Source organism: Kitasatospora sp. NPDC094028, from assembly GCF_049543595.1.
Taxonomy (GTDB): Bacteria; Actinomycetota; Actinomycetes; order Streptomycetales; family Streptomycetaceae; genus Kitasatospora.
Map to the genome: position 1 here is coordinate 614,978 of NZ_JBMVFA010000001.1, position 21,078 is coordinate 636,055.

The window sequence follows — 21,078 nt, forward strand, 5'->3', positions numbered from 1 at the left end:
GGGCGGCAAACGCCGACACGGCCGCCGCTACTTCGGCGGCTCGGGCGCCTCGTCGATCTGCCGGACCTCCGCCTCCACCTGCCAGTTCGCCGGGTGGGTCCGCAGGAAGCGGCGGGTCCACTCCAGCGCCTCGGCGGTGTCCTTGCACTGCATGATGGCGTAGCCGCCGATGACCTCCTTGGTCTCGGTGAACGGCCCGTCGGTGTACTCGATCTTCCCGTCGGCCCAGCTCAGCCGGGTGCCCTGGGCGGTCGGGGTGAGCCCGGCGGTCTCCAGCATCACGCCGGCCCGGGTGATCTCCTCGAACAGTGCGCCCATCCGCTGCTCGAAGCCCGGGTCCGGCTCCCATCCGTCGCGGGCCTGCTCGTCGATGCGGATCAGCGTCAGGTAGCGTGGCATGGTGACTCCTCGGTCGGACGGGCGGGGGCTCTCCCCGCCTCTCACCCCTGCGTCGAACGGGCCGGCGCCGGATCGACACCCGGCGCGGAGAATTCTCCGGCGAATTCTCCGCCGGATCCTCTGCGGCCTCCCGGACGCGGGCCCGGGGCGAGGGGGCCGTCCGTGGTCCGATGGTTCCGGGGCCGGGCCGGGCGGGAAGGCCGCTCGCCCGGCCCCGCTTTCCGTGCCAACATGCCCTGTATGGGGACGATTCTGCACGGCACCCTCGTCACGCTCCGCCCGGCCACCGCCGAGGACGTTCCGGCCCTGGCGGCCATCCGCAGCACGCCCGAGGTGTTCGCCCGCTGGCGCGGCGGCGACGACCTGGCCGACGAGATCGCCACCGAGCTGGAGTCCCTGGAGATCGAGACCTTCGCCATCGAGGTGGGCGGCAAGGTGGTCGGCGCCGTCCAGTGGTACGCCAACAACGACGACGAGTACCGGCACGCCGGCATGGACCTCTACCTGGACCCGTCGGTGCACGGCGTGGGCCTGGGCACCGACGCCGTGCGCACGATGGCCCGGCACCTGGTGCACGAGCACCACTACCACCGGCTGATCATCGACCCGGCCGCCGACAACGTCGCCGCGATCCGCTGCTACACCAAGGTGGGCTTCCGCCCGGTCGGCACGATGCGCCAGTACGAGCGCGGCCCGGACGGCACCTGGCACGACAACCTGCTGATGGATCTGCTCGCGGACGAACTGGTCGACGGCTGACGGCCCCTCGCGCGGCCCTCGGCGTCGGGCCGCGCCCGGTGCAAGGGTGTACAGACATCTTGTCAGTCACCCGACCTGAGCTGTACAGACACCTCACCGCCACAGGAGCGATCGGAACTGATCGCCTGGCGTTCTTCCCGACGTACCGCGCAGTAGCTAGCGTTCCCCCGCCGATCCCCGGCGACCGGTCACCCCGGGCGCCGGGCCCCACCGGATCGACGGATCCTTCCCCAGGAGAACGCCCATGCTCTCGCGCCGCACGGCCACCGCCCTCACCACGGCGGCCGCCGCCGCACTGCTGCTCGGCGGCACCGCCCCGACCGCCTCCGCCGACACCACCCCGGCGGGCCCCGCCACGCTGTCCGTCTTCGCCTTCAACGTCGACCTCGGCACCGCCATCGTCGACAGCACCCAGAACGAGCAGGCCGCCCGCCGCACCCCGATCGTCGAGCAGATCGTCCGTCAGCACAACGCCGACGTGGTGATCCTGGACGAGCAGTTCAACAACAGCTCGACCGCCGACATCAACAGCAAGCTCGCCGACCTCTACCCGTACCGCACCCCGGTGGTCGGCGGCGTCTGCTCCGGCGGCGGCTGGACGGGCGTCAGCGGCAACTGCTCCAACTCGTGGTTCGTCATCAACGGCGGCACGATGATCCTCTCCAAGTACCCGATCGCCGCCCAGTACGCCCACGTGTTCAGCAACTCCACCTACGGCACCTGGGACTACCACGCCAACAAGGGCGCGGCGCTGGTGAAGGTGAACAAGAACGGCAGCACCGCCTGGGTGGTCGGCACCCACCTGCAGGCCGACGAGGCCGACACCTCCACCGACACCACCCAGTCCACCCGGCTCGGCCAGCTCGCCGAGATCCGCGCCTGGGTGGACGGCATCGTCGGCAGCACCGCGCCGGTGCTGATCGGCGGCGACCTCAACGTCGAGTACTTCCACGGCCAGAGCCGCGGCGACTACACCAACGCCCAGAACGCGGTGAACGGCGTGCTCGGCACCCCGGCCACCGACCCGAGCCAGACCCTGGACACCATGGACTGCCCGGTCTCCTCCTGGTGCCAGTACATGGCGGGCGTCGAGACCTTCCCCAAGGACTACCGGGACGACCTCGACTACATCGGCTACCTGAACGCCCCCGGCCGCCCGGTGCCGACCTCGATGTCGAACGTGAAGGTCGACTTCGACCCGCAGGCCGGCTGGACGCCCGGCCAGGTGGACACCAACGCGCCCAGCGACCACTACCCGGTCGAGGCCACCTTCCAGCTCAACTGACGCGGGCCCGAGGCGTCGTGACGTCAGCCCGCGGGTGCCGCGGGGCCCGGGCAGCCGCACGAGCGCCGCAGCACCACCCGGGCCGGGAAGGTCCGGGTGCCGCCCGCGCGCCGCTCGGCCCCGCCGAGCACCAGGTCCAGCGCGGCCCGGGCCATCTCGTCCTGCGCGGTGGTGACGGTGGTCAGCGCGGGCCCGGCGATCACCGCCTCGGCGATGTCGTCGAAGCCCGCCACGGCCAGCTCCTCCGGCACCCGGATGCCCAGGTCGTCGGCGGCCCGCAGCAGCCCGATCGCCTGGTCGTCCGTCGTGCAGAACACGGCGGACGGCCGGTCGGGCCGGGCCAGCAGGGCGAGCGCCTCGGCGTGCGCCCGGACGCGGTCGAACGGTGCCGGGACGAGCCGGCCCTCGGTCGGCAGCCCGGCCTCGGCCAGCGCGGCGGCCCAGCCGGCCGTCCGGCAGGTGACCGGGTCGTGCGGGCTGAGCGCGAAGGTGCCGCCGAAGCAGTGCACCCCGGTGTGCCCGTGCCCGAGCAGGTGGCGCACCACGTCGCGGGCGCCGCCCTCGTCGTCGGCGACCACGGAGACGCCGCCGGGGCTCTCCGCCCGGTGGTGCAGCAGTACGACCGGGGTGCCGTCGACGGCGTCGAAGCCGCTCAGGCCGGGGGTGGCCGGGTCCTGGGTGACCAGGATCAGGCCGTCCACCTGCATGCCGAGGAAGGCCCGGATGTAGTGCGCCTCACGCTCGTCCGCGTAGTCGGAATTGCCGATCAGCAGCAGCCGGCCGTGCTCGGTGGCGGCCTGTTCGACGGCGTGGGCGAGGCCGGCGAAGAACGGCTGGCGGGCGTCCGGCACGACCATGCCGAGCAGGTTGGTGCGCCGCCGCGCCATCGCCTGGGCGACCCGGTTGGGCCGGTAGCCGAGCTCCGCCACGGCCGCGAGCACCCGCTCGCGGGTCGCGGCCGCCACCGGTCGCGGCCCGTCGTTGATCACATAACTCACGACCGCCGTGGACGTCCCCGCCAGCCGCGCCACATCGTCCCGTGTCACCCTCGCCATGACGGCGAGCCTACACAGCGCCTCCGACCAGCGCGTTTTCCGCGTCCGGGGGAGGCCCCGATCGGCCCGCCGCGGTTGCGGTCCGGCGCCGGCCGCCCGCAGGGTGGCTGGACAGGACGCCGTCACCGCCGACCCCGGGAGCAGGCCGATGAGCGCGCCGCCGCACCGCCGGGCCGCCCGCCCCGGTCCGCCGGTCCGCCCGGCGCGTCCGGCGGCCCGGCCGAAGGTCCGGATCCACGGCCGGGCGCGCGCCGCGGCCGCCCCGCCGCCGCACCCGAAGGTCAGGCCCTGGCGGGCCTACGCGGTGGTGGCGACGATCGTGCTGCTGGTCGCCGCCGGACTGCTGCTCTACCTCAACGAGCGCTCCAGCCGCACCCACCAGCAGGTGGCGGGCACCCCCGTCACAAGCCCGGACTTCCTGCAGGTGAACGTGACGCTCCAGCGGGTGGACGCGGCCGCGCAGACGCTCACCTCGAAGGTCCTCGTGGTGCCGTACGGCGCCCTGGAGGCGCCGGACAACCTCCTGGTGCCCGCCCAGGACGTGGTGCTGGAGACCACCTCGCTGGAGCAGACCGTGCTCAAGTACCCGGCCGGGCAGCAGATCCCCTCCAGCGCGGTGGCGTTCAACCTGTACGGCGGGCGGATCACCGACTACCCCTTCGACAGCTACCACACGGAGATCGGCTTCCGGGCCACCGTGGGCGGGCGGTCCGTCCCGGTGGTGATCGGGCTGGAGGAGGCCGATCCGTTCTTCGCCTTCAACCGGGACGCCGAGAGCCGCGAGGGCGACGCGGTGTCGGTCGGCCAGCGGATCAGCCGCTCCCGCAGCACCTTCATCCTGGCCTGGTTCATGATCGGCGCGATGTGGGCGCTGGCGTTCTCCGTGATGATCGCCGCCTGGCTGATCGTCCGGCAGCGGCGCGGCCTGCTCTGGCCCGCGCTGAGCTGGATGGCGGCCACGCTGTTCGCGCTGGTCGGCATGCGCAACGCCGCGCCGGGCAACCCGCCGATCGGCTCGCTGCTGGATTACGCCGCCTTCTTCTGGGCGGAGTTGCTGGTCGCGGTCGGCCTGGCCATGGTGGTGGTGCGCGGCGCCCGGGTGGAGGGCGGCCACCGGGACCCGCCCGAACGCGACCGGCCCTGGTACGGCTGGCCGTAGGGGCGCCCGCGGCATCGGCCGCACCGGGCGCCGCACGATCGATGCCATCCCCGCCGGGCGTCGGCGGGTCGTCGGAGGGGGGAACGTCGTCATGTCGGAAGTCGGCTCGGCGGTGCCGGTGGCCGTGCTCGCGGCGGCCGTGCTGCACGCGGTCTGGAACGGTCTGGCGCACCGGATTCCGGACAAACTGGTCGGCTTCACGCTGATCAACCTGACCTACACCGCCTGCGCCCTGGTCCTGGTGGCGGTCAACCCGCTGCCGGCCGCCGAGGCCTGGTCGTACCTGCTGGCCTCGACGGCCGTCCAGACGGTCTCGACGGTGCTGCTGCTGCGCGCCTACCAGCTGGGCGACTTCGGGCAGATGTACCCGATCGCGCGCGGCTCGGCGCCGCTGCTGGTGGCCCTGCTGTCGGTCACCGTGCTCGGCCGGCCGCTGGGCGGCGGCGAACTGCTCGGCGTGCTGGTGATCTGCTGCGGGCTGATCGGGCTGGCCCTCGCCAAGGGCGTGCCCGGGCGGGCCCAGCTGCCCGCGCTCGGCGCCGCCGCCGGGACGGGCGTGATGATCGCGGTGTACACGGTGCTGGACGGCAGCGGCGTCCGGCACGCCGGGACGGTCGGCGGCTACGTGGCCTGGCTGTTCCTGCTCCAGGGGCCGGTGCTCGTGCTGGTCGTCGGGCTCCGGCGCGGCCCCGGGCTGCTGACCGGCGTCCGCCCGGTGCTGCCGGTGGGCGTCGCCGGCGGGGTGCTGTCGCTGACGGCGTACGGCCTGGTGGTGTGGGCGCAGTCCCGGGGCAGCCTGGCCTCGATCGCGGCGCTGCGCGAGACCAGCATCGTGATCGCCGCGCTGATCGCCACCGTGGTGTTCCGCGAACGGCTGGGGCGGCTGCGGATGACCGCAGCCGCCACCGTGCTGGCCGGGATCGTGGTGCTGGAGCTGGCCCGGCCCTGAGGCCGGCCCTGGAGCCGCCGCAGAACTCACCCCAGAACTTCACCGCAGAACTTGCCCAGGGGGAGCGGGAGTTCAGTCCGGGACGATCACCGTCAGCGAGGTCTCCACCAGGTGGAAGCCGAGCGACTCGTAGACCCGGCGGGCCGGGTTGCCCTCGCTCACCACCAGGGACACGTCGGCGCCGCCGCGCGCCGCGAGGTCGGCGATGCCGCGGCGCAACAGGTCGGCGCCGAGGCCGGGGTAGCCGCGCCCGGGGTCGCGGAACACCTCGGCGACCCAGGGCAGGCCGTCGCGGTCGGTGAGGGTCAGCCCCGCCACCACCCGGTCCTCGCCGTCCACGGCGAGCAGGCTGGACGGCAGCACCGGGCCGATCGCCTCCCCGGAGAGCAGCGGGCCGAGCCGCTCGGCGAGGGCCTGCGCGTCGTCGCCCGGGAAGTGGTCCACGTGGCCGGGGGCGAAGGCGGCCCGCCAGGCCGCCAGCAGTTCCTCGGGCCCGCGGTCGGCGGGCACCGCCCGGACGCCGGCGCGCAGCGGCGCGTCGGCCCAGTCGGCGGGCGGCGGGTCGGCGCGCAGGTCGCGCCGCAGGGTGTGGGCGTGCCGCAGCACGGTCGCGCCCCGGGCGAGCAGCTCCTGCCCCACCGCGGGCTCGGCGGAGACCACCCAGCCGGGCAGCTCGGCGCGGATGAACGCGGCCGGGTCGCCCGCGGCCGCCGAGCCGTCCAGCACCTCCAGCAGGTCGGCCCACGGCCGGCCCTCCCGTTCGCCCGGCAGGTAGCTCAGTGCGGGCACGCCCGCGCGGTCGTGCCTGGTCACCCGGTCCGGTTCGGTCATGGCCCACCCCTGTCGCGAATTCGTTCGTCGGCGGCCCATGGTCATCACGGAGGCACCACCCGGGGCAACAGGTTTTCCGCCGGTCGCCGGCCGCCGGTCGCCGGCCCTCGGCCCTCAGCGGACGGCCGTGCCTCAGGCGACCACCGCCGCGCGGACGCAGAGCACGTCCGGCAGGTGGGAGACCAGCAGCTGCCAGCTCTCGCCCTCGTCCCGGCTGCCGTACACGTCGCCGGTGCGGTTGCCGAAGTAGATCCCGGCCGGGTCGGCGTCGTCGGCGCGCAGCGCGTCGCGCAGCACGATGCCGTAGTGGTCCTCGTCGGGCAGGCCGGCGGCGAGCTGCTGCCAGCTGTCGCCGCCGTCGGTGGTGCGGAAGACCCGGCAGCGCCGCCCGGGCGGGACGCGGTCGTCGGAGCCGCCGAGCGGGAAGAGGTACGCGGTGTCGCCGCGGCGGGGGTGGGCGGCGACGGCGAAGCCGAACTCGGCGGGCAGCCCGTCCACGATCGAGTGCCAGCTGCCGCCCCAGTCGTCGCTGCGGTAGACGCCGCCGTGGTTCTGCAGGTAGAGCCGGTCGGGGTGGGCCGGGTCCGGGGCGATCTTGTGCACGCACTGGCCGAACTCGGGGTACTGGCGGTCGGGCGGGAAGAACTCGGCGCGCAGGCCGGTGTTGGAAGGCTGCCAGCTGTCGCCGCCGTCCTTGCTGCGGTAGACGCCGCCACTGGAGACGGCGACCAGCAGCCGCTGCGGGTCGCGCGGGTCGGTGAGGATGGTGTGCAGGCCCTGGCCGCCGTAGCCGGCGCCCCACTCGGGCCGCTGCGGGTGCTCCCACAGCGACTCGACCAGGCCGAAGGTCTCGCCGCCGTCCGTGGAGCGGAACAGCGCGGCGGGCTCGGTGCCGGCGTAGACCACGCCGGGCGCCTCCGGCCCGGCGGGCTGGAGCTGCCAGACCCGGGTGAGCGAGGCGCCGGTGGACTCGGGGAAGCGGACGGCCGGGCGGGGCGGCTCGAACCAGTTGGCGCCGAGGTCGTCGGAGCGCCAGACCGACGGGCCCCAGTGGCTGCTGTCGGCGCCGACCAGGATCCTGGTCCGGCCCTCGCGGCGGTCGACGGCGACGGAGTAGATCGCGTTCATCGGGAAGTGCGGTCCGCTGAACTCCCAGTCCAGCCGGTCGCCGCTGCGGCCGAGAAAGAGGCCTTTCTCCGTTCCGACCGCCAACAGCACCTCGGTCATGCCTCACACCACCTCGTCACGAGCACGGCCCCCCGGGACGGCCCCCGACTGCCAGTGTCCCGCCGTCCACCGGTGGTCACATCTCGCCGCGCCGCCGACCCGGGGAGACGGTGTCAGCCCCGGCAGCCCTCCAGCAGCCGCAGCCAGACCTCGCTGATCGTCGGGTAGGCGGGCACGGCGTGCCAGAGCCGGTCGATCGGCACCTCGCCGACCACCGCGACGGTCGTCGAGTGCAGCAGTTCGGCGACGCCGGGGCCGACCAGGCAGGCGCCGACGATCACCTCGCGGTCCAGGTCGAAGACCACCCGGGCCCGGCCGCGGTAGTCGTCGGCGTACAGCGAGGCCCCGGCGACGGCGCCGATCTCGTGGTCCACCGCCTTGACCCGCAGCCCGGCCTCCTCGGCGGCCGCCAGGGTCAGGCCGACCGCGGCGACCTCCGGCTGCGTGAACACCACCTGCGGCGCGCCCGCGAGGTCGGCGGACGCGGCGTGCGCGCCCCAGCGCGAGGTGTCCAGCGCACGGCCCTGGGCGCGGGCGGCGATCGCCGCGCCGGTGATCCGGGCCTGGTACTTGCCCTGGTGGGTGAGCAGCGCCCGGTGGTTGACGTCCCCGGCGGCGTACAGCCACCCGCCGTCCACCCCGAGCACCGTGCAGCTGTCGTCGACCTCCAGCCAGCCGCCCGGCTTCAGCCCGACCTGCTCCAGCCCGATGTCGGCGGTGCGCGGGGCGCGGCCGGTCGCGTACAGCACCTCGTCGGCGGTCAGGTCCCCGTCATCGGCGAGGGTGAGCGTCACCGGCCCGGAGCCGTCCGCCCGCCGCAGCGCGTCGACCCGCGCCCCGAACCGGACGTCCACCCCGGCCGCCCGCAGGCCGTCCGCGACCAGCTCGCCCGCGAAGGGCTCCATCCGGGGCAGCAGCCCGGTGCCGCGCACCAGCAGCACCACGTCCGAGCCGAGCGCCCGCCAGGCGGCGGCCAGCTCCACCCCGACCACGCCGCCGCCGACCACCGCGAGGCGTCCGGGCACCGTGGCGGAGCCGGTCGCCTCCCGGTTGGTCCACGGGTGCGCCTCGGCCAGGCCGGGCACGCCGCCGGGCAGCACCGGGCGGCTGCCGGTGCACACGACGACGGCGTGCCGGGCGGTGAGCACCCGCTCGCCGCCGTCCTCGGCCTCCACCGCCACCGTCCGTACGCCCGCCAGCCGGCCGTGGCCGCGCACCAGCTCGATGCCGGTGTCCCGCAGCCACCGCACCTGGCCGTCGTCCTTCCAGTGCGAGGTGAACGAGTCCCGCCGGGCCAGCACCGCGGCCGGGTCCAGCCGCCGGTCGCCCACCGCCTCCCGGACGCCGGCCACCGCGCGGGCCTCGTCCAGCGCGGCGACCGGGCGCAGCAGGGCCTTGCTGGGCATGCAGGCCCAGTACGAGCACTCGCCGCCGACCAGCTCGGCCTCCACGACGACCGTGCGCAGGCCGGCCGCGACCGTCCGGTCGGCCACGTTCTCGCCGGTCGGCCCGGCCCCCAGGACGATGACGTCGTACTCGTCGGCGCTGTCGGTCATTCCGGTCCTCCGTGCTGTCGGTCGCTGTCCACCCGGTTCGTCCCCCTCCAGAGCCTCGCCCGAACCGCCGCGGGCGGCCACTCCTGCGGCCGGGGCCGGCGCCCGCGGTCAGGAGACGGGCGATTCGGCCAGCTCGGCCAGCAGCGCCGCCGTGTCGGCCGGGCGGGAGAACATCGGCCAGTGCCCGGTGGGCAGTTCGCGCAGCACCCAGTTCGGCCCGTCCATCCCGACGAACCACGGGTGGCCGGCGGCGATCAGCTCCCGTACCTGCGCGAGCGGGAACGAGCAGGACACCAGCGCCTGCGGCAGGGCGGCCCCGGCGCCGGTCAGTCGCAGCCGGTCCTGGTAGGCGCCGACCGGCTCCGGCGTGGAGCGCTCGCGGATGCGCTCCAGCAGGGCTTCGTCCAGGCCCGCGATGCTCGCGCCCTCCGCGGCCTGGACGTCCCACGGCGGCAGCGGCAGTCGGCCGTCGACCACCGAGGAGTCGGCGAACTTCCGGTACTCCGGCGGCCACATGTCGTACAGCGAGCCGCCGTTCGCGACCGGCCCGGCGTCCAGGTAGACCACCCGGCGGATCCGCTCCGGCATCCGGTCGGCGAGCCCGGTCACCGGGGAGCTGCCGCCGCTGTGCCCGACCAGCACCACCTCCCACAGGTCCTCCCGGATCAGCAGCTCGGCCAGGTCGGAGATGCGCTTCTCAAGCCCCAACTCGCCGCTCTCGCCCGCCCGTTCGGCAGTTCCGGGCAGGCTCACCGGGTAGACCGCGTGCCCGGCGGCGCGCAGCGGCGCGGCCACCTCCGCCCAGGCCCAGGCGCCGAGCCAGAAACCGGGGACCAGTACGAACGTGCTCATGGCGGATCGCTCCCGTCGTCAACGGTGGGTCGCTGTTGCCGACGACTCTAGGATCGCCCGGAACGGTCCGCGCCCCCCATTTCCGGGCCGGACGCGCGCGAGCGAACGCGAAGGGCCCGGGGAGCACGTGCTCCCCGGGCCCTTCCGCCGGCGGCTCAGGCCTGGCCCTCGGCCGCCGCCTGCTCCTGCGCGACCTTGCGCTTCACCTCGGCCATGTCCAGCTTGCGGGCCTGCCCGATCAGGTCCTCGAACACCGCCTCCGGCATCGCGCCGGCCTGCGAGAACACCAGCACGCCCTCGCGGATGATCGCCAGCGTCGGGATCGACTGGATGCCGAACGCGGCGGCCAGCTCCTGCTGCGCCTCGGTGTCGACCTTGGTGAAGACGAGGTCCTGGTGCCGCTCGGCGGCCTTCTCGTACACCGGGGCGAACTGGAGGCACGGCCCGCACCACCCGGCCCAGAAGTCGATGAAGACGAAGTCCTTGCCCTCCGGGCCCGGGACGATCTCGTCGAAGTTCTCCTTGGTCAGCTCGACCGTGCTGCTCATCTCGCGATCCCTTCCCTTCCGGAGGCGGCGGTTCAGACCGTGTGCCCGCCACAACGGTCGCCGTCTGCCGGGTATTCCGCTGAGCAGCCCGGCGCCGCCACCCGTACCCCCGGGTGTCCACTCCGATACCGAGCCCGGGAGCACCCATGCGCAACACACCCCGCACCCGCCGGGCCGCGGTGCTGGCCGCCGGGGGCGCCGCGGTGGTGGCCCTGGTCGCCGGCTGCGGCTCGTCCGGCGGCGGATCGTACGGCTCCGGGTCGTCCGGCACCCCGGCGGCGCCCGGCACCCCGGCGCCGAGCGCCCCGGCGAGCGCCACCCTGCAGACCGCGACCGACCCCAAGCTCGGCACGATCGTCACCGACAGCGCCGGTTTCACGCTCTACCGCTTCGACCACGACGCCAACAACCCCTCGATGTCCGCCTGCAACGGCGGCTGCGCCACCCTCTGGCCGCCCGAGCGCGACGACGGCCACGTCACGGTGAAGGGCATCGACTCCAAGCTCGTCGGCAGCGTCACCCGTGCGGACGGCAGCAAGCAGGTCACCCTCAACGGCTGGCCGGCCTACCGCTACTCGCCGGACACCAAGCCCGGCGACACCAAGGGCCAGGGCTTCGCCGGCATCTGGTTCGCGCTGACCCCGACCGGCGGAAAGGCGGGCACCACGACGAACACCACCCCGGCGCCCACGAACCCGGCACCCGTGAACCCGGCGCCCAGCCCGCCGAGCAGTGGCTACTGACCGCCGCCACCGGCCCTCCTCGCCCGGGAGGTCCAGGTGCGCAAGGATGGAACGGTGACCGAGGAGCACCCCGGGCGCGGCGACGCCGGGCCCGGCAGGGGGGCGCCCGGCACCGGCCCGCCGGACGAGGAGCTGATGCGCGCCCTCTACCGGGAGCACGCCGGGCCGCTCTTCGGCTTCGTCCTCCACCTGGTCGCCGGCGACCGGCAGCGCGCGGAGGACGTCGTCCAGGAGACGCTGGTCCGGGCCTGGCACAACATCCACCGGCTCGACCCGCAGGCGGCCTCGCTGCGGCCCTGGCTGGTCACCGTCGCCCGGCGGATCGTCATCGACGACCACCGCAGCGCCCTGGCCCGGCCGCGCGAGGTGGACGCCGCCGCACTGGAACAGCTGCCCGCCGAGGACGAACTCGACCGGGCCCTGAGGATGATGACCATCACGGACGCGCTCGGCGACCTCTCGCCCGCGCACCGCGCGATCATCGTCGAGACCTACCTGAAGGGCCGCACCGCCAAGGAGGCGGCCGCCGAACTCGGCATCCCGGCCGGGACCGTCCGGTCGCGGGTGTTCTACGCACTGCGCTCGCTCAGGCTCGCGCTGGAGGAACGGGGAGTGACATCGTGACCGACCGCCCCGAGCGCCCCGACCGCCCCGGCCCGAGCGCCGCCGAGCCCGCCCCCGGCGGACCGCAGCACACCGACGTCGGCGCGTACGTCCTCGGCCTGCTGGAGCCCGCCGAGCGCGCCGCGTTCGAACGGCACCTGGCCGGCTGCCCGCAGTGCACCGCGCAGGCGCGCCGGCTCGGCCCGGTCGAACCGCTGCTGGCCGAGTACGCCGCCTCGGCGCGGGCCGCCGGCCGGGAGCCGGCCGACCCCGTCCCGCAGCCGAGCGGGCAGCTGCTGGACCGGTTGGTCGCCGAGGTGACGGCGGGCCGGCGGCGCGGCCGGGTGCGGCGGCTGGTGCTGGCGCTGGCCGCGACCGCGCTGGTGGCGGCCGGGCCGGTGGTCACGGCCGCGGTGGTCACCGGCGGGTCCGCGCCCGGCGTGGTCGCCGTCGCCGAGCAGCACACCGCCACCGACCCGGCCACCGGGGCCAAGGCCACCGTGGGCCTGGACCGCGCCGCCTGGGGCACCCAGGTCAGCCTCCAACTGTCCGGCGTGCAGGGGCCGTTGACCTGCCGTCTGGTCGCCGTGCCGCGAGCCGGCCACGGCCCGGACCAGACGGTGACCAGCTGGACCGTCCCGGCGGCGGGCGGCTACGCCTCGCCGGGCGGCCCGGACGTGCTGCGCACCTCCGGCGGCACCGGGCTCCAGCCGGGGGAGATCGACCACTTCGAGGTGCGGGTCCAGGGCACCGGCGCCCTGCTGGTCGCCGTCCCGGCCCGCGCCGGCTGAGCCGGCGCCGCGTCAGAAGGTCGGCTGCTGGTGGTGCACCGCCAGCAGCGCGACCCGTTCCGCGCCCTGGGCCCGCGGCCAGTACGGGTTCGGCTCGGCGCTGTCCGTCAGGTGCTCCCGCCGCCACGTCCTGTCCCAGCCGACCCGCTGCACCGGCTCGAAGTGGTGCCACCACGGGCACGGGCACGGCACCAGCACCCACCCGCAGGAGCGGCACAGTTCGGCCGTCCCGGGCCCGGCCTCGACGGGCACCGCCGGCCCCTCCTCCCCGCAGGCCGGGCAGCCGGGGAGCTCGGCGCCGTCCAGCAGCGCGTTCTGCCGCCGGACGTACTCGGGCAGGCTCAACCGCGGGTGCAGGAAGGGGTCGTGGGCCCAGGCCGAGTCCGGCGCGTCCCACCGCGGCCGGTCCCACCACGGGGTCCGGGCCGGCCGGCGGCGGCCCGCCCGCTTCTCCGCCCGGCGCTGCGCGACGTGCTCCGCGAACCGGGCCAGCCACAGCTCGCGGGCCTCGTGCAGCTCCTCCACCGCCCGCACCAGCGCCTCGGGGTCGGCCTCCAGCCGCCGGGGGATCCGGGCGCTGACCGTGAGGTGGTGGTAGGTCGCCCGCAGCCCGTACGGGGCGAACCCGGTCAGGCAGGTCCGCAGCGCGCTGTGCCGTCGGTGGAGCGGGAGGGCGGTGTCGTGCACCCGCGTCCGGTGGGTCCGGAAGCTGGTCACGGCGCGGGTTCCTCGGCGGGCCGCAGCTCCAGCGCCCGGGCGAGCGCGGCGGTGACGGCGGCGGCGTGCCCGGGCAGCTGCCGCTCGGCCCACCGCGCCACGAGGCGCAGGAAGTCGCCCAGGTCCCGCTCGACCCCGGCGAGCAGCCGGCGCAGCTCGTCCAGCGACAGTTCGATCACCGGCGAGCCCGGGTCGTCCGGGGCCTGGGTCAGCCGGACCAGCCGGCCGAGGCGGGCGGCGCGGGGCGCCTCGCCGATGGTCTGCGGGTCGTGGCCGAACCAGGCCACGCCGCTGCCGTCCACCACCCGGTGCCAGTCCCGCCACTCCTCCAGGCCGTAGCAGCAGCCCGGCTCGAAGACGGTGCCGGTGGCGGGGTCGGTGACGTACAGGCCGCCGGTGATGTACAGGTCCATGGTCAGCAGGCCGTGCAGGAAGGCGCCCAGCGGGTCCGCCGGGCGTGGGCCGCGCTCCTCGGCCGGCTCGGGGTCGACGTCGTTGAGCTCGGCCAGCCGGTGCACCGCCGTGCCGACCTGCTCCGGCGTCAGCCGTCCGTCGAGCACCAGTTGCCCGGTCGGCTCCGCGGCCGTGGGCCAGAGCGAGAAGCCGTCGGTGTCGTGGACTTCCAGGACGGGTCGCATCGAGATCATCCGGCGATGATGGCGGATTCCCACCCGTCCCGACCAGCGGGTTTCCCGGCCGTCCCGGCTGGCCTGGTGTTCACCCTGGGTGCGGCGCACTCTGGAGGAGTAACCGATGGAGGTGATCCGCCATGCAGACTCTGGTCGGTTGGCACATCGAGATGGAGTTCCGCGAGGAGGGCCCGCGGACGACCGCGGCCGCCATGCTCAGGCTCAGCGACGGCACGGAAGTGCGCGCCCACGGCTACAGCAGCCGCCACCCCTCCGACCCGGACCAACTGCGGGTCGGCGAGGAGATCGCGGGCGCCCGCGCGCTCAACGACCTGGCCTCGCAGCTGCTCACCAAGGCGCACGCCGAGATCCAGGAGGTCAACCCGCTGCCGACCCACCCGCTGTCGTGAGCTCGCCGCACCCGGACGGGGGCACCGGCCGGGAGCCGGGCCGCCCGCGCATCCCGCTGATCTGCCCGCGCTGCGGGCACGAGCAGCGGGTCGTGCCCGGCGGCCCCGACCGGGCGGTCAGGGTCGTGCACGTGGCGACCGGACGGGAGGCCTGCGAGCCCGGCGACCTGGCCCGGGCGCCGGACGACGGCTCCTGAACCGGGCTGCGGCGGCGGTCAGTTGACGCAGTACGTGCTCGGCGGTCGCCAGTCCGGGCCGAGCAGCCGCTGCTCCAGCTCGGTCAGCGTGATCCGGATGCCGACCGTGCCGGCCAGCCCGACCCGGAACCGGCTGCGGGCGAGCGCGAGCAGCGCCGTCAGGCCGTACTTGTTGATCAGCGAGGTGCGGTAGCGAGCGGTCGCCTCCTCGTCGCACAGCCGGGCGCGGGCCGGGAGCCGGCGGCCGGTCGGGCGGCCGTGGGCGTCGCAGGGGCCGATCAGCACCCGGGGGTGGCGGCGGATGCGTTCGGCCTCGCCGGAGTGGGCCGGCGCCCAGAGGCCGAGCGCGGTGCCGTCGGCCACCACCCACAGGGGTGAGTCGAGCCGGCTGCCGTCGTCGCCGAAGGTGGTGAGCAGGAGGTATCTGCTGTCGGCGAGCTGGTCGGTTCGGTGGTGCACGATGTCCTCCCTCGGGCGCGGCAGGGCGGTGCTCGGGCGGTGCTCGGGCGGTGCGGTGTCCTTCGGACGCCGGGTGGGCGACTCCATTCTCGTCGACCGGGGCCGCCGGTTCGAGGGGGCGGGGGCTGCCCGGGCGAGGTGGTCGTGCGCGCCCGGGCGGAAACGGTGAGCGGCCCGCCAGGAGCCCCGAAGGACACCGGACGGGCCGCGTACGCACCCGAGTCACCCCACGGCGGGGGCCGGTACGCGGGTCAGTGCGCCATCACCGGCACCTCGTCGTGCCGCGCCGCGCCGGCCTCCGAGCCCGCGCCGCCGGCCGCGCCCGGCCGTCCGGCGTTGATCAGGGTGAAGGCGATCGTGGCGGCGGCCACCAGGATGCCGAAGGACACCCAGATCGCGGTCGAGAAGCCGTGCACCATGCCCTGCAGCTGCAGGGCCTTGGCGGCGTCCGGCGAGGCGGCGGTGCGCGAGGCCAGCCAGGTGCTGGTGGCGCTGGCCGCGATGGTGTTCAGCAGCGCGGTGCCGATGGCGCCGCCGACCTGCTGCGAGGTGTTCACCATCGCCGAGGCGACGCCCGCGTCGCGCGGCTGGACGCCGTGCGTGGCCAGGCTCATCGCTGGCATGAACGCGGTGCCCATGCCGAGGCCCATCAGGATCAGGCCGGGCAGGACCAGTGCCGGGTACGAGGTGTCCATGCCGATGTGGGTCAGCAGGAACATGCCGACCGAGGCGGTCAGGAAGCCGGGCGCCATCAGGTAGCGCGCCGGGACGCGGGTCATCAGCCGGGCGCCGATCTGGGTCGAGCCGGTGATCATGCCCGCCACCATCGGCAGGAAGGCCACGCCGGTCAGCACCGGGCTGTAGCCGCGCACGACCTGCAGGTAGTAGGTCAGGAACAGGAACAGGCCGAACATGCCGATCACGGCCAGGCCCAGCGACAGGTACACCCCGCCGCGGTTGCGGTCCAGTACCACGCGCAGCGGCAGCAGCGGGGCCTTGACCCGGCGCTCCACCAGCACGAACGCGGTCAGCAGCACGGCGGCCGCGGCGAACAGCGCCAGCGTGCTGCCGGCCAGCCAGCCGCTCGACTCGGCGCGGGTGAAGCCGTAGACCAGGGAGACCAGGCCGGTGGTCACCAGCAGCACGCCGGGGACGTCCAGCCTGTTGCGGTTGCGGCCCTCGGCGGGCTCGCGGATCACCATCACGGCGCCGATGGCGGCCACGATGGCGAACGGGATGTTGACGAAGAAGGTCCAGCGCCAGTTCATGTACTCGGTCAGCAGGCCGCCGAGGATCAGGCCGATGGCGCCGCCACCGCCGGCGATCGCGCCGTAGATGCCGAAGGCCTTGGCGCGCTCCTTCGCCTCGGTGAAGGTCACCGCGAGCAGCGACAGCGCGGCCGGCGCGAGCAGCGCGCCGAACACGCCCTGCAGCGCGCGGGAGCCGAGCAGCATCGCCGTGTTGGCCGCGGCGCCGCCGAGCGCGGAGGCCAGGGCGAAGCCGGTCAGGCCGACCACGAAGGTCCGCTTGCGGCCCCACAGGTCGGCGATCCGGCCGCCGAACAGCAGCAGGCCGCCGAAGGCCAGCGCGTAGGCGGTGATCACCCACTGGCGGTTGCCGTCGGATATGCCCAGGTCGCGCTGGGCGGAGGGCAGGGCGATGTTCACGATGGTCGCGTCGAGGACGACCATGAGCTGGGCGAGGCCGATGAAGATCAGGGCCTTCCAGCGCCTGGGATCGGCCGGCGTCGCCGGGCGGGCGTCGGTCTGGGACATGGGGGTACTCACTTCACGGTGCGTGGGGTGCGGGCGGGCACGGTCGGTCGCCGTCGCGGCGGGGCTGCCTGCCGTACGGGAGTCGGGCGTGCGGGGATAAGGCCGTGGCGGCCGGTCGGGGCGTCACGGGGTCGGTGCCGGGGTCGGTGCGGTGGTCAGTGCTTGGGCTGGAAGTCCTCGAAGGTCGCGGCCCGGCCGGGCAGCGTCGAACGGGCGGGGGTGCGCAGGCCGTCCAGGAACAGCTGCAGGTGCCGGTGGACGAACCCGTCGAGCAGCTGGCAGGAGGTGCCGGGCAGCGGCCGGGTCAGCTGGCTGATCGCGATGAACAGGTCGCCGTGGTCGACGTCCGGCCGCAGCTCGCCCGCGTCCCGGGCGCGCTCCATCAGCCCGCTCACGGCGGACCGCAGGCGCTCCCGGATCTCGGCCAGCTCCGGGTCGTGCGGGTCGACGTGGCTGGTGAACAGTGCGCAGAGCCCGCCGATCTTCTCCGCGACGGCCGCGTGCGCGAACCGCTGCAGAGCGTCGAACGGACCGCCGCCGCCGGGGGCCGCGGCCTCCGCCGTCGCCGTTTCGGCGAGGGCCAGGACGCGGTTCTTGACGAGCAGCGCCACCTCGCGGATCAGCGCCGCGCGGTCCGGGAAGTTCCGGTACAGCGTGGCGTTGCCGACCCCCGCCCGCTTCGCGATCTCGTCCAGCGGCGCGTCCGCACCGTGCTCGACGAACGCGTCCCGGGCCGCCAGCACGATCCGCTCCCGGTTCCGGCTCGCGTCCGCGCGCAACTTCGGCGCACGCACGCTCCCCTCGGGGCGGACCGACTCGACGGCTGCGGTGGTCACGACGACTCCTCCAAGATACCGGGGAACTTCTCCCCGCTTAGCCAACGTAGTCGAAAACGGGGATTCCGTCCCCGCTATTTCCCCTCCTGCTGTGACCTGCGTCACATGCAGTCCCTCTCATTTCTCGCTGCCGGAATGTCCGACCTGTCGCCTACGGTCGCCGCATGACGACGGCATTCGGCGGGTCGGCCCGCCCGCAGATGCGGCCCGAGGAGTTCGAGGAACTCGCTACGAGTCCGTCCAGACCCTGGCCTTCGGCAGGACCGTCCAGCTCCCCGACCCGGTGGGCATCGCCCTCGACACCGAGCCGCTGAAGAACTGGGTGCGCTGAGCCCGGCCATGCCTTCCCGGGGGCCGTGCGGGTGTCGGCCTAGGCTGTGGGCGTCCCGGGCGGCCGGAGGGCCGTGGGAGTCGGGAGCGGCCCGGCGGCCGGGTGGGCGAGGAGGTTCGCGATGGGCAGCGGTGAGACGGCCGCCGAGGTGCGCTGCGTGGCGGCCGTGCCGTGCTGGGTGAGCCTGACGGCCCGGGACCTGGAGGGCGCGAAGGAGTTCTACGGGCCGCTGCTGGGCTGGGAGTTCGAGCCCGGGCCGGACCGCTTCGGCCCGTACGTCCACGCGGTGGCCGGCGGGGAGGCCGTCGCCGGGCTGGGCGAGGCGGCTGGCGGGGCGATCCCGCTCGCCTGGACGGCCTACTTCGGGACGGAGAGCGCCGACGCCGCCGCCGACGCGGTGCGCGAGCGCGGCGCGACCCTGGCGGTCGGCCCGCTGGCCTTCGACGCCGGGCGGGTGGCCTTCGCCGCCGATCCGGCCGGCGCGCCGTTCGGCATCTGGGAGGGCCCGCCGGGCCGCGCCCGGCGGCTGGACCTGCCCGGGGCGCCGGTGTGGATCGAGCTGCGCACCCCGGACCCGTTCGCGGCGGCGCTGTTCTACGGCGAGGTGTTCCGCTGGGACGGCCGCGACCCGGAGCGCTTCGAGGTCCGCTGGGAGCACGACCGGGTGGTGCTGCGGGCGGAGGGGCACAGCGTCGCGGCGCTGGCGAAGGCGCAGCCGAGCGGCCCGGCCGGGCTGCCGCCGCACTGGGAGGTGTCCTTCGCCGTCCCGGACGCCGACCGGGCGCTGGCCCGGGCCGTGGAGCTGGGCGGCGCGGCGGTCGGCGCGGCCTTCGACTCGCCGTACGGGCGGGTGGCGCGGCTGCGGGACGGCGAGGGCGCCCGGTTCGCGGTGATCAGCCCGAAGCGGTGAGGCCGCGGCGCTGACGCGGCCCCCCGGCCGGTCAGTCCGGAGGCCCGAGGCCTGCCCGCTCGGCCCGCAGCCGGTCGCCGAGGGCTGTGCGCGCCGCCGCGGGCAGGGCCTTGCGGGTGGCCGGGAAGAGCACCTCCTCCTCGCTGCCGAGGTGCCGTCGCAGGGTGTCGGCGAGGCCGCGGACCAGGGTGGCGAAGGCGGGGTCGGCCGGCCGCAGGCCCTGGAGGTCGGAGAGGTACTGCCCGATGGCCAGGTGGTCGTGGATGCCGCGGAACACCAGCGCCCCGCCGTCCGGGACGTCGTGCTGGACCACCGGGAACAGGTGCTCCTCCTCGGCGGCGCAGTGGGTGAACAGCAGGTCGGTGAGCCGGGCGAGCAGCTCGCCGCGTTCGGCGGAGCCCTCGGGGGCCGCCTCGACCCGGTCGAGCAGGGCGCCGAGCTCACGGTGGTCGGCGGTGAACTCGGCGAGGATGTCCGGCCTGCGGCTCATGGCGCGCCCGCCTTTCGCACGGAGTCACGGGCGGCCGCGGGATACCGGCCCCCGTACTGTCCAGTATCCGGCGTCGCGGGACCGGCCGCGGCACCGAGGGACGGCCGGACGGAGCAGCGCCCGGGGCCCGGCGGGCTCACTCCTGGTCGCGCCGCCCGGTGAGGGCGAGCAGCCGGGTCTGCGGTCCGGCGTCCGCGGGGACGGGCACGGGCGGGTCGAAGAGGCCGCTGGCGGAGAGGTCGCCGTAGTCGCCGATCTGTTCGAGGGCGAAGTCGACCAGGCCCTCCGGCAGCCGGGTGCCGTGTCCGAGGCCGGTGGCGAGGTCCCAGCTGTGGATGACGAGGTCGGTGGTCAGCTGGTCCAGGTAGTAGCGGCCGGAGGCGTCCCCGTCCGAGAGGTGGACGATCAGTTCGGTGGCCCCGGGGACGGCGAAGGCGTGCTCGGCGGCCCGGGCGGCGGCGGTCCAGGCGGCGACCGGGTCGCTGCCGAGGAGGTCGCCGTCGAAGCGGCCGCCGACCTCGGAGATGGTGGCGCCCATCAGCAGTTCGGGCACCCAGAGCTGTTCGCCGGTGAGGTGGTTGACCAGGTCGCGGACGCTCCAGTCGGCGCACGGGGTGGGGGAGTCCCACTGTCCGGGGGTGATGAGCCGGACGCGCTCGTCGAAGGCGGCCAGCGCCTGGGAGTAGGGGCCGGGGGCCTGGGCGGGGTCCTGGGCGTGGGCCTGGGCGGGGTCCTGGGCGTGCGGGTTTCGGGCCATGCCTCCACCCTGCCCCGGCCCGCAGGCGGGGCGCACCTCGCCCACGGTCCGTCAGTTGTTCAAATTCGAACTCCGAGGTACGGTCGAAGAGCGGCCGGTTCAAATTTGAACAACGGCACGGCGGGGCGCCGCCCCCTGCCCGGCCGCCCACCCCACCCCGACCCTCGACCCCGACCGATGGAGACGCGCATGCCGAGCAGCAGCCCGAGCACGACCGCCCCCACCGCGGCCGCCACCGCCACGACCACCCGCCCGACCCGCGAGGGAACCGCCCCCGCGGCGACCTCCCCGCACGCCTACGACGCCGGGCTCCTGCTGCTGCGCCTGGCCCTCGGCCTGACCATGGCCGCGCACGGCAGCCAGAAGTTGTTCGGCTGGTTCGGCGGCGGCGGCCTCGACGGCACCGGCCAGTTCTTCACCATGAGCGGCTACCCGGCCGGCCACGCCATGGCCGTCGTCGCCGGCCTGACCGAGACCCTGGGCGGACTCGCCCTGGCGGTCGGCCTGGTGACCCCGCTGGCCGGCGCCGCGATCGTCGGCACGATGGTCAACGCGATCGCCGTCACCTGGGGCGGCGGCTTCTTCGCGCCGAAGGGCGACGAGTACGAACTGCTGCTGACGGCGGCCGCCGCCGCGCTCGCCCTGACCGGCCCGGGCCGCTACGCCGTGGACCGCTTCCTGCCCGTGCTGCGCGCGCACCGACTGGTGTACGGCGCGGCCGCGGTGGCGGTCGGCCTGGCGACGGCCGGGGCGGTGCTGCTGCTCCGGAAGTAGCCGACTCCACCGCCCGGGAGCCGTGGTGACGATCGG

25 protein-coding genes are annotated in these 21,078 nt (G+C 75.1%); 11 read left to right on the forward strand and 14 right to left on the reverse strand.

The window, feature by feature from the left end; all coding sequences use genetic code 11:
* Positions 1 to 27: 27 nt before the first annotated feature.
* Positions 28 to 399, reverse strand: a complete 372-nt coding sequence (locus ACPC54_RS02845) for a YciI family protein (RefSeq protein ID WP_498960455.1) — start codon at positions 397 to 399, stop codon at positions 28 to 30.
* Between the two features lie 240 nt (positions 400 to 639).
* Here ACPC54_RS02845 and ACPC54_RS02850 point away from each other — a divergent pair, with 240 nt between their 5' ends.
* Positions 640 to 1,158 carry a GNAT family N-acetyltransferase gene (locus ACPC54_RS02850; protein ID WP_498960457.1) on the forward strand — a complete coding sequence of 173 codons (519 nt, stop codon included), beginning with the start codon at positions 640 to 642 and terminating at the stop codon, positions 1,156 to 1,158.
* A 244-nt stretch (positions 1,159 to 1,402) separates the two neighbouring features.
* Positions 1,403 to 2,443, forward strand: coding sequence for a sphingomyelin phosphodiesterase (locus tag ACPC54_RS02855; RefSeq protein WP_498960459.1), 1,041 nt, complete (start codon positions 1,403 to 1,405; stop codon positions 2,441 to 2,443).
* Between the two features lie 23 nt (positions 2,444 to 2,466).
* On the opposite strand, the gene ACPC54_RS02860 is transcribed toward ACPC54_RS02855, so the two are convergent.
* On the reverse strand, positions 2,467 to 3,498 hold the full coding sequence (locus ACPC54_RS02860; RefSeq protein ID WP_498960461.1) for a LacI family DNA-binding transcriptional regulator: 1,032 nt from the start codon (positions 3,496 to 3,498) through the stop codon (positions 2,467 to 2,469).
* A gap of 148 nt (positions 3,499 to 3,646) precedes the next feature.
* Here ACPC54_RS02860 and ACPC54_RS02865 point away from each other — a divergent pair, with 148 nt between their 5' ends.
* Both ACPC54_RS02865 and ACPC54_RS02870 read left to right on the forward strand, forming a co-directional pair.
* Positions 3,647 to 4,657 (forward strand): DUF4436 family protein, encoded by a 1,011-nt coding sequence (locus ACPC54_RS02865; protein WP_498960463.1) that lies wholly within the window; start codon positions 3,647 to 3,649, stop codon positions 4,655 to 4,657.
* A 91-nt stretch (positions 4,658 to 4,748) separates the two neighbouring features.
* Positions 4,749 to 5,606, forward strand: a complete 858-nt coding sequence (locus tag ACPC54_RS02870) for an EamA family transporter (protein ID WP_498960465.1) — start codon at positions 4,749 to 4,751, stop codon at positions 5,604 to 5,606.
* A gap of 72 nt (positions 5,607 to 5,678) precedes the next feature.
* On the opposite strand, the gene ACPC54_RS02875 is transcribed toward ACPC54_RS02870, so the two are convergent.
* From ACPC54_RS02875 to ACPC54_RS02895, 5 genes are all read right to left on the reverse strand, one after another.
* Positions 5,679 to 6,437 (reverse strand): GNAT family N-acetyltransferase, encoded by a 759-nt coding sequence (locus ACPC54_RS02875; RefSeq protein WP_498960467.1) that lies wholly within the window; start codon positions 6,435 to 6,437, stop codon positions 5,679 to 5,681.
* Between the two features lie 132 nt (positions 6,438 to 6,569).
* A complete protein-coding gene (locus ACPC54_RS02880) occupies positions 6,570 to 7,664 on the reverse strand; it encodes a WD40/YVTN/BNR-like repeat-containing protein (RefSeq protein ID WP_498960470.1) in 1,095 nt (364 codons plus the stop codon).
* Between the two features lie 113 nt (positions 7,665 to 7,777).
* Positions 7,778 to 9,220, reverse strand: coding sequence for a dihydrolipoyl dehydrogenase family protein (locus ACPC54_RS02885; protein ID WP_498960472.1), 1,443 nt, complete (start codon positions 9,218 to 9,220; stop codon positions 7,778 to 7,780).
* 108 nt (positions 9,221 to 9,328) lie between these two features.
* Positions 9,329 to 10,072: an alpha/beta fold hydrolase gene (locus tag ACPC54_RS02890; protein WP_498960474.1), complete on the reverse strand. Its 744-nt coding sequence runs from the start codon at positions 10,070 to 10,072 to the stop codon at positions 9,329 to 9,331.
* A 155-nt stretch (positions 10,073 to 10,227) separates the two neighbouring features.
* Positions 10,228 to 10,620: a thioredoxin family protein gene (locus ACPC54_RS02895; protein WP_498960476.1), complete on the reverse strand. Its 393-nt coding sequence runs from the start codon at positions 10,618 to 10,620 to the stop codon at positions 10,228 to 10,230.
* 146 nt (positions 10,621 to 10,766) lie between these two features.
* Between ACPC54_RS02895 and ACPC54_RS02900 the strand changes: the two genes are divergently transcribed.
* Genes ACPC54_RS02900 through ACPC54_RS02910 form a run of 3 tightly spaced genes read left to right on the forward strand, consistent with a single transcriptional unit; the run spans position 10,767 to position 12,757 of the window.
* Entirely contained in the window at positions 10,767 to 11,363 is a 597-nt protein-coding gene (locus tag ACPC54_RS02900) for a hypothetical protein (RefSeq protein WP_498960478.1), read from the forward strand.
* Between the two features lie 36 nt (positions 11,364 to 11,399).
* The gene (locus tag ACPC54_RS02905; RefSeq protein ID WP_498960479.1) at positions 11,400 to 11,987 is read left to right on the forward strand and encodes a sigma-70 family RNA polymerase sigma factor; all 588 of its coding nucleotides are present in this window, start codon (positions 11,400 to 11,402) and stop codon (positions 11,985 to 11,987) included.
* Positions 11,984 to 12,757, forward strand: a complete 774-nt coding sequence (locus ACPC54_RS02910) for a zf-HC2 domain-containing protein (RefSeq protein ID WP_498960482.1) — start codon at positions 11,984 to 11,986, stop codon at positions 12,755 to 12,757. The genes ACPC54_RS02905 and ACPC54_RS02910 overlap by 4 nt, the downstream gene beginning before the upstream one ends.
* Before the next feature lie 12 nt (positions 12,758 to 12,769).
* Here ACPC54_RS02910 and ACPC54_RS02915 read toward each other — a convergent pair whose 3' ends face one another.
* Positions 12,770 to 13,474, reverse strand: coding sequence for a hypothetical protein (locus tag ACPC54_RS02915; RefSeq protein ID WP_498960484.1), 705 nt, complete (start codon positions 13,472 to 13,474; stop codon positions 12,770 to 12,772).
* Entirely contained in the window at positions 13,471 to 14,121 is a 651-nt protein-coding gene (locus ACPC54_RS02920; RefSeq protein WP_498960486.1) for a hypothetical protein, read from the reverse strand. Before ACPC54_RS02920 ends, ACPC54_RS02915 begins: the two co-directional genes overlap by 4 nt.
* A 122-nt stretch (positions 14,122 to 14,243) precedes the next feature.
* Here ACPC54_RS02920 and ACPC54_RS02925 point away from each other — a divergent pair, with 122 nt between their 5' ends.
* The gene (locus tag ACPC54_RS02925; RefSeq protein WP_498960488.1) at positions 14,244 to 14,513 is read left to right on the forward strand and encodes a DUF1876 domain-containing protein; all 270 of its coding nucleotides are present in this window, start codon (positions 14,244 to 14,246) and stop codon (positions 14,511 to 14,513) included.
* Entirely contained in the window at positions 14,510 to 14,710 is a 201-nt protein-coding gene (locus ACPC54_RS02930) for a hypothetical protein (RefSeq protein WP_498960490.1), read from the forward strand. Before ACPC54_RS02925 ends, ACPC54_RS02930 begins: the two co-directional genes overlap by 4 nt.
* Positions 14,711 to 14,728: 18 nt before the next feature.
* Here the strand turns inward: ACPC54_RS02930 and ACPC54_RS02935 are convergent, their stop codons facing one another.
* The 3 genes from ACPC54_RS02935 to ACPC54_RS02945 all read right to left on the reverse strand — a co-directional run bounded on the left by ACPC54_RS02935 (position 14,729) and on the right by ACPC54_RS02945 (position 17,780).
* Positions 14,729 to 15,169 carry a PPOX class F420-dependent oxidoreductase gene (locus ACPC54_RS02935; protein WP_498960492.1) on the reverse strand — a complete coding sequence of 147 codons (441 nt, stop codon included), beginning with the start codon at positions 15,167 to 15,169 and terminating at the stop codon, positions 14,729 to 14,731.
* A 251-nt stretch (positions 15,170 to 15,420) separates the two neighbouring features.
* Positions 15,421 to 16,944, reverse strand: a complete 1,524-nt coding sequence (locus ACPC54_RS02940; RefSeq protein ID WP_498960493.1) for an MFS transporter — start codon at positions 16,942 to 16,944, stop codon at positions 15,421 to 15,423.
* A 155-nt stretch (positions 16,945 to 17,099) separates the two neighbouring features.
* Positions 17,100 to 17,780 carry a TetR/AcrR family transcriptional regulator gene (locus ACPC54_RS02945; protein ID WP_498960495.1) on the reverse strand — a complete coding sequence of 227 codons (681 nt, stop codon included), beginning with the start codon at positions 17,778 to 17,780 and terminating at the stop codon, positions 17,100 to 17,102.
* A gap of 452 nt (positions 17,781 to 18,232) precedes the next feature.
* Between ACPC54_RS02945 and ACPC54_RS02950 the strand changes: the two genes are divergently transcribed.
* Positions 18,233 to 19,021, forward strand: a complete 789-nt coding sequence (locus tag ACPC54_RS02950; protein WP_498960497.1) for a VOC family protein — start codon at positions 18,233 to 18,235, stop codon at positions 19,019 to 19,021.
* Between the two features lie 31 nt (positions 19,022 to 19,052).
* Here ACPC54_RS02950 and ACPC54_RS02955 read toward each other — a convergent pair whose 3' ends face one another.
* Both ACPC54_RS02955 and ACPC54_RS02960 read right to left on the reverse strand, forming a co-directional pair.
* Positions 19,053 to 19,511, reverse strand: coding sequence for a hemerythrin domain-containing protein (locus ACPC54_RS02955; RefSeq protein WP_498960499.1), 459 nt, complete (start codon positions 19,509 to 19,511; stop codon positions 19,053 to 19,055).
* A 136-nt stretch (positions 19,512 to 19,647) separates the two neighbouring features.
* Entirely contained in the window at positions 19,648 to 20,268 is a 621-nt protein-coding gene (locus tag ACPC54_RS02960; RefSeq protein WP_498960501.1) for a TIGR03086 family metal-binding protein, read from the reverse strand.
* A gap of 189 nt (positions 20,269 to 20,457) precedes the next feature.
* Between ACPC54_RS02960 and ACPC54_RS02965 the strand changes: the two genes are divergently transcribed.
* Positions 20,458 to 21,042, forward strand: coding sequence for a DoxX family protein (locus tag ACPC54_RS02965; protein ID WP_498960503.1), 585 nt, complete (start codon positions 20,458 to 20,460; stop codon positions 21,040 to 21,042).
* Positions 21,043 to 21,078: the final 36 nt, after the last annotated feature.

Excerpts from the sequence above, each read along its gene's own strand:
- ACPC54_RS02845 (WP_498960455.1), bottom strand. The coding sequence starts at position 399 with ATGCCACGCTACCTGACGCTGATCCGCATCGACGAGCAGGCCCGCGAC.
- ACPC54_RS02850 (WP_498960457.1), top strand. The coding sequence starts at position 640 with ATGGGGACGATTCTGCACGGCACCCTCGTCACGCTCCGCCCGGCCACC.
- ACPC54_RS02855 (WP_498960459.1), top strand. The coding sequence starts at position 1,403 with ATGCTCTCGCGCCGCACGGCCACCGCCCTCACCACGGCGGCCGCCGCC.
- ACPC54_RS02860 (WP_498960461.1), bottom strand. The coding sequence starts at position 3,498 with ATGGCGAGGGTGACACGGGACGATGTGGCGCGGCTGGCGGGGACGTCC.
- ACPC54_RS02865 (WP_498960463.1), top strand. The coding sequence starts at position 3,647 with ATGAGCGCGCCGCCGCACCGCCGGGCCGCCCGCCCCGGTCCGCCGGTC.
- ACPC54_RS02870 (WP_498960465.1), top strand. The coding sequence starts at position 4,749 with ATGTCGGAAGTCGGCTCGGCGGTGCCGGTGGCCGTGCTCGCGGCGGCC.
- ACPC54_RS02875 (WP_498960467.1), bottom strand. The coding sequence starts at position 6,437 with ATGACCGAACCGGACCGGGTGACCAGGCACGACCGCGCGGGCGTGCCC.
- ACPC54_RS02880 (WP_498960470.1), bottom strand. The coding sequence starts at position 7,664 with ATGACCGAGGTGCTGTTGGCGGTCGGAACGGAGAAAGGCCTCTTTCTC.
- ACPC54_RS02885 (WP_498960472.1), bottom strand. The coding sequence starts at position 9,220 with ATGACCGACAGCGCCGACGAGTACGACGTCATCGTCCTGGGGGCCGGG.
- ACPC54_RS02890 (WP_498960474.1), bottom strand. The coding sequence starts at position 10,072 with ATGAGCACGTTCGTACTGGTCCCCGGTTTCTGGCTCGGCGCCTGGGCC.
- ACPC54_RS02895 (WP_498960476.1), bottom strand. The coding sequence starts at position 10,620 with ATGAGCAGCACGGTCGAGCTGACCAAGGAGAACTTCGACGAGATCGTC.
- ACPC54_RS02900 (WP_498960478.1), top strand. The coding sequence starts at position 10,767 with ATGCGCAACACACCCCGCACCCGCCGGGCCGCGGTGCTGGCCGCCGGG.
- ACPC54_RS02920 (WP_498960486.1), bottom strand. The coding sequence starts at position 14,121 with ATGATCTCGATGCGACCCGTCCTGGAAGTCCACGACACCGACGGCTTC.
- ACPC54_RS02925 (WP_498960488.1), top strand. The coding sequence starts at position 14,244 with ATGCAGACTCTGGTCGGTTGGCACATCGAGATGGAGTTCCGCGAGGAG.
- ACPC54_RS02940 (WP_498960493.1), bottom strand. The coding sequence starts at position 16,944 with ATGTCCCAGACCGACGCCCGCCCGGCGACGCCGGCCGATCCCAGGCGC.
- ACPC54_RS02950 (WP_498960497.1), top strand. The coding sequence starts at position 18,233 with ATGGGCAGCGGTGAGACGGCCGCCGAGGTGCGCTGCGTGGCGGCCGTG.
- ACPC54_RS02955 (WP_498960499.1), bottom strand. The coding sequence starts at position 19,511 with ATGAGCCGCAGGCCGGACATCCTCGCCGAGTTCACCGCCGACCACCGT.
- ACPC54_RS02960 (WP_498960501.1), bottom strand. The coding sequence starts at position 20,268 with ATGGCCCGAAACCCGCACGCCCAGGACCCCGCCCAGGCCCACGCCCAG.
- ACPC54_RS02965 (WP_498960503.1), top strand. The coding sequence starts at position 20,458 with ATGCCGAGCAGCAGCCCGAGCACGACCGCCCCCACCGCGGCCGCCACC.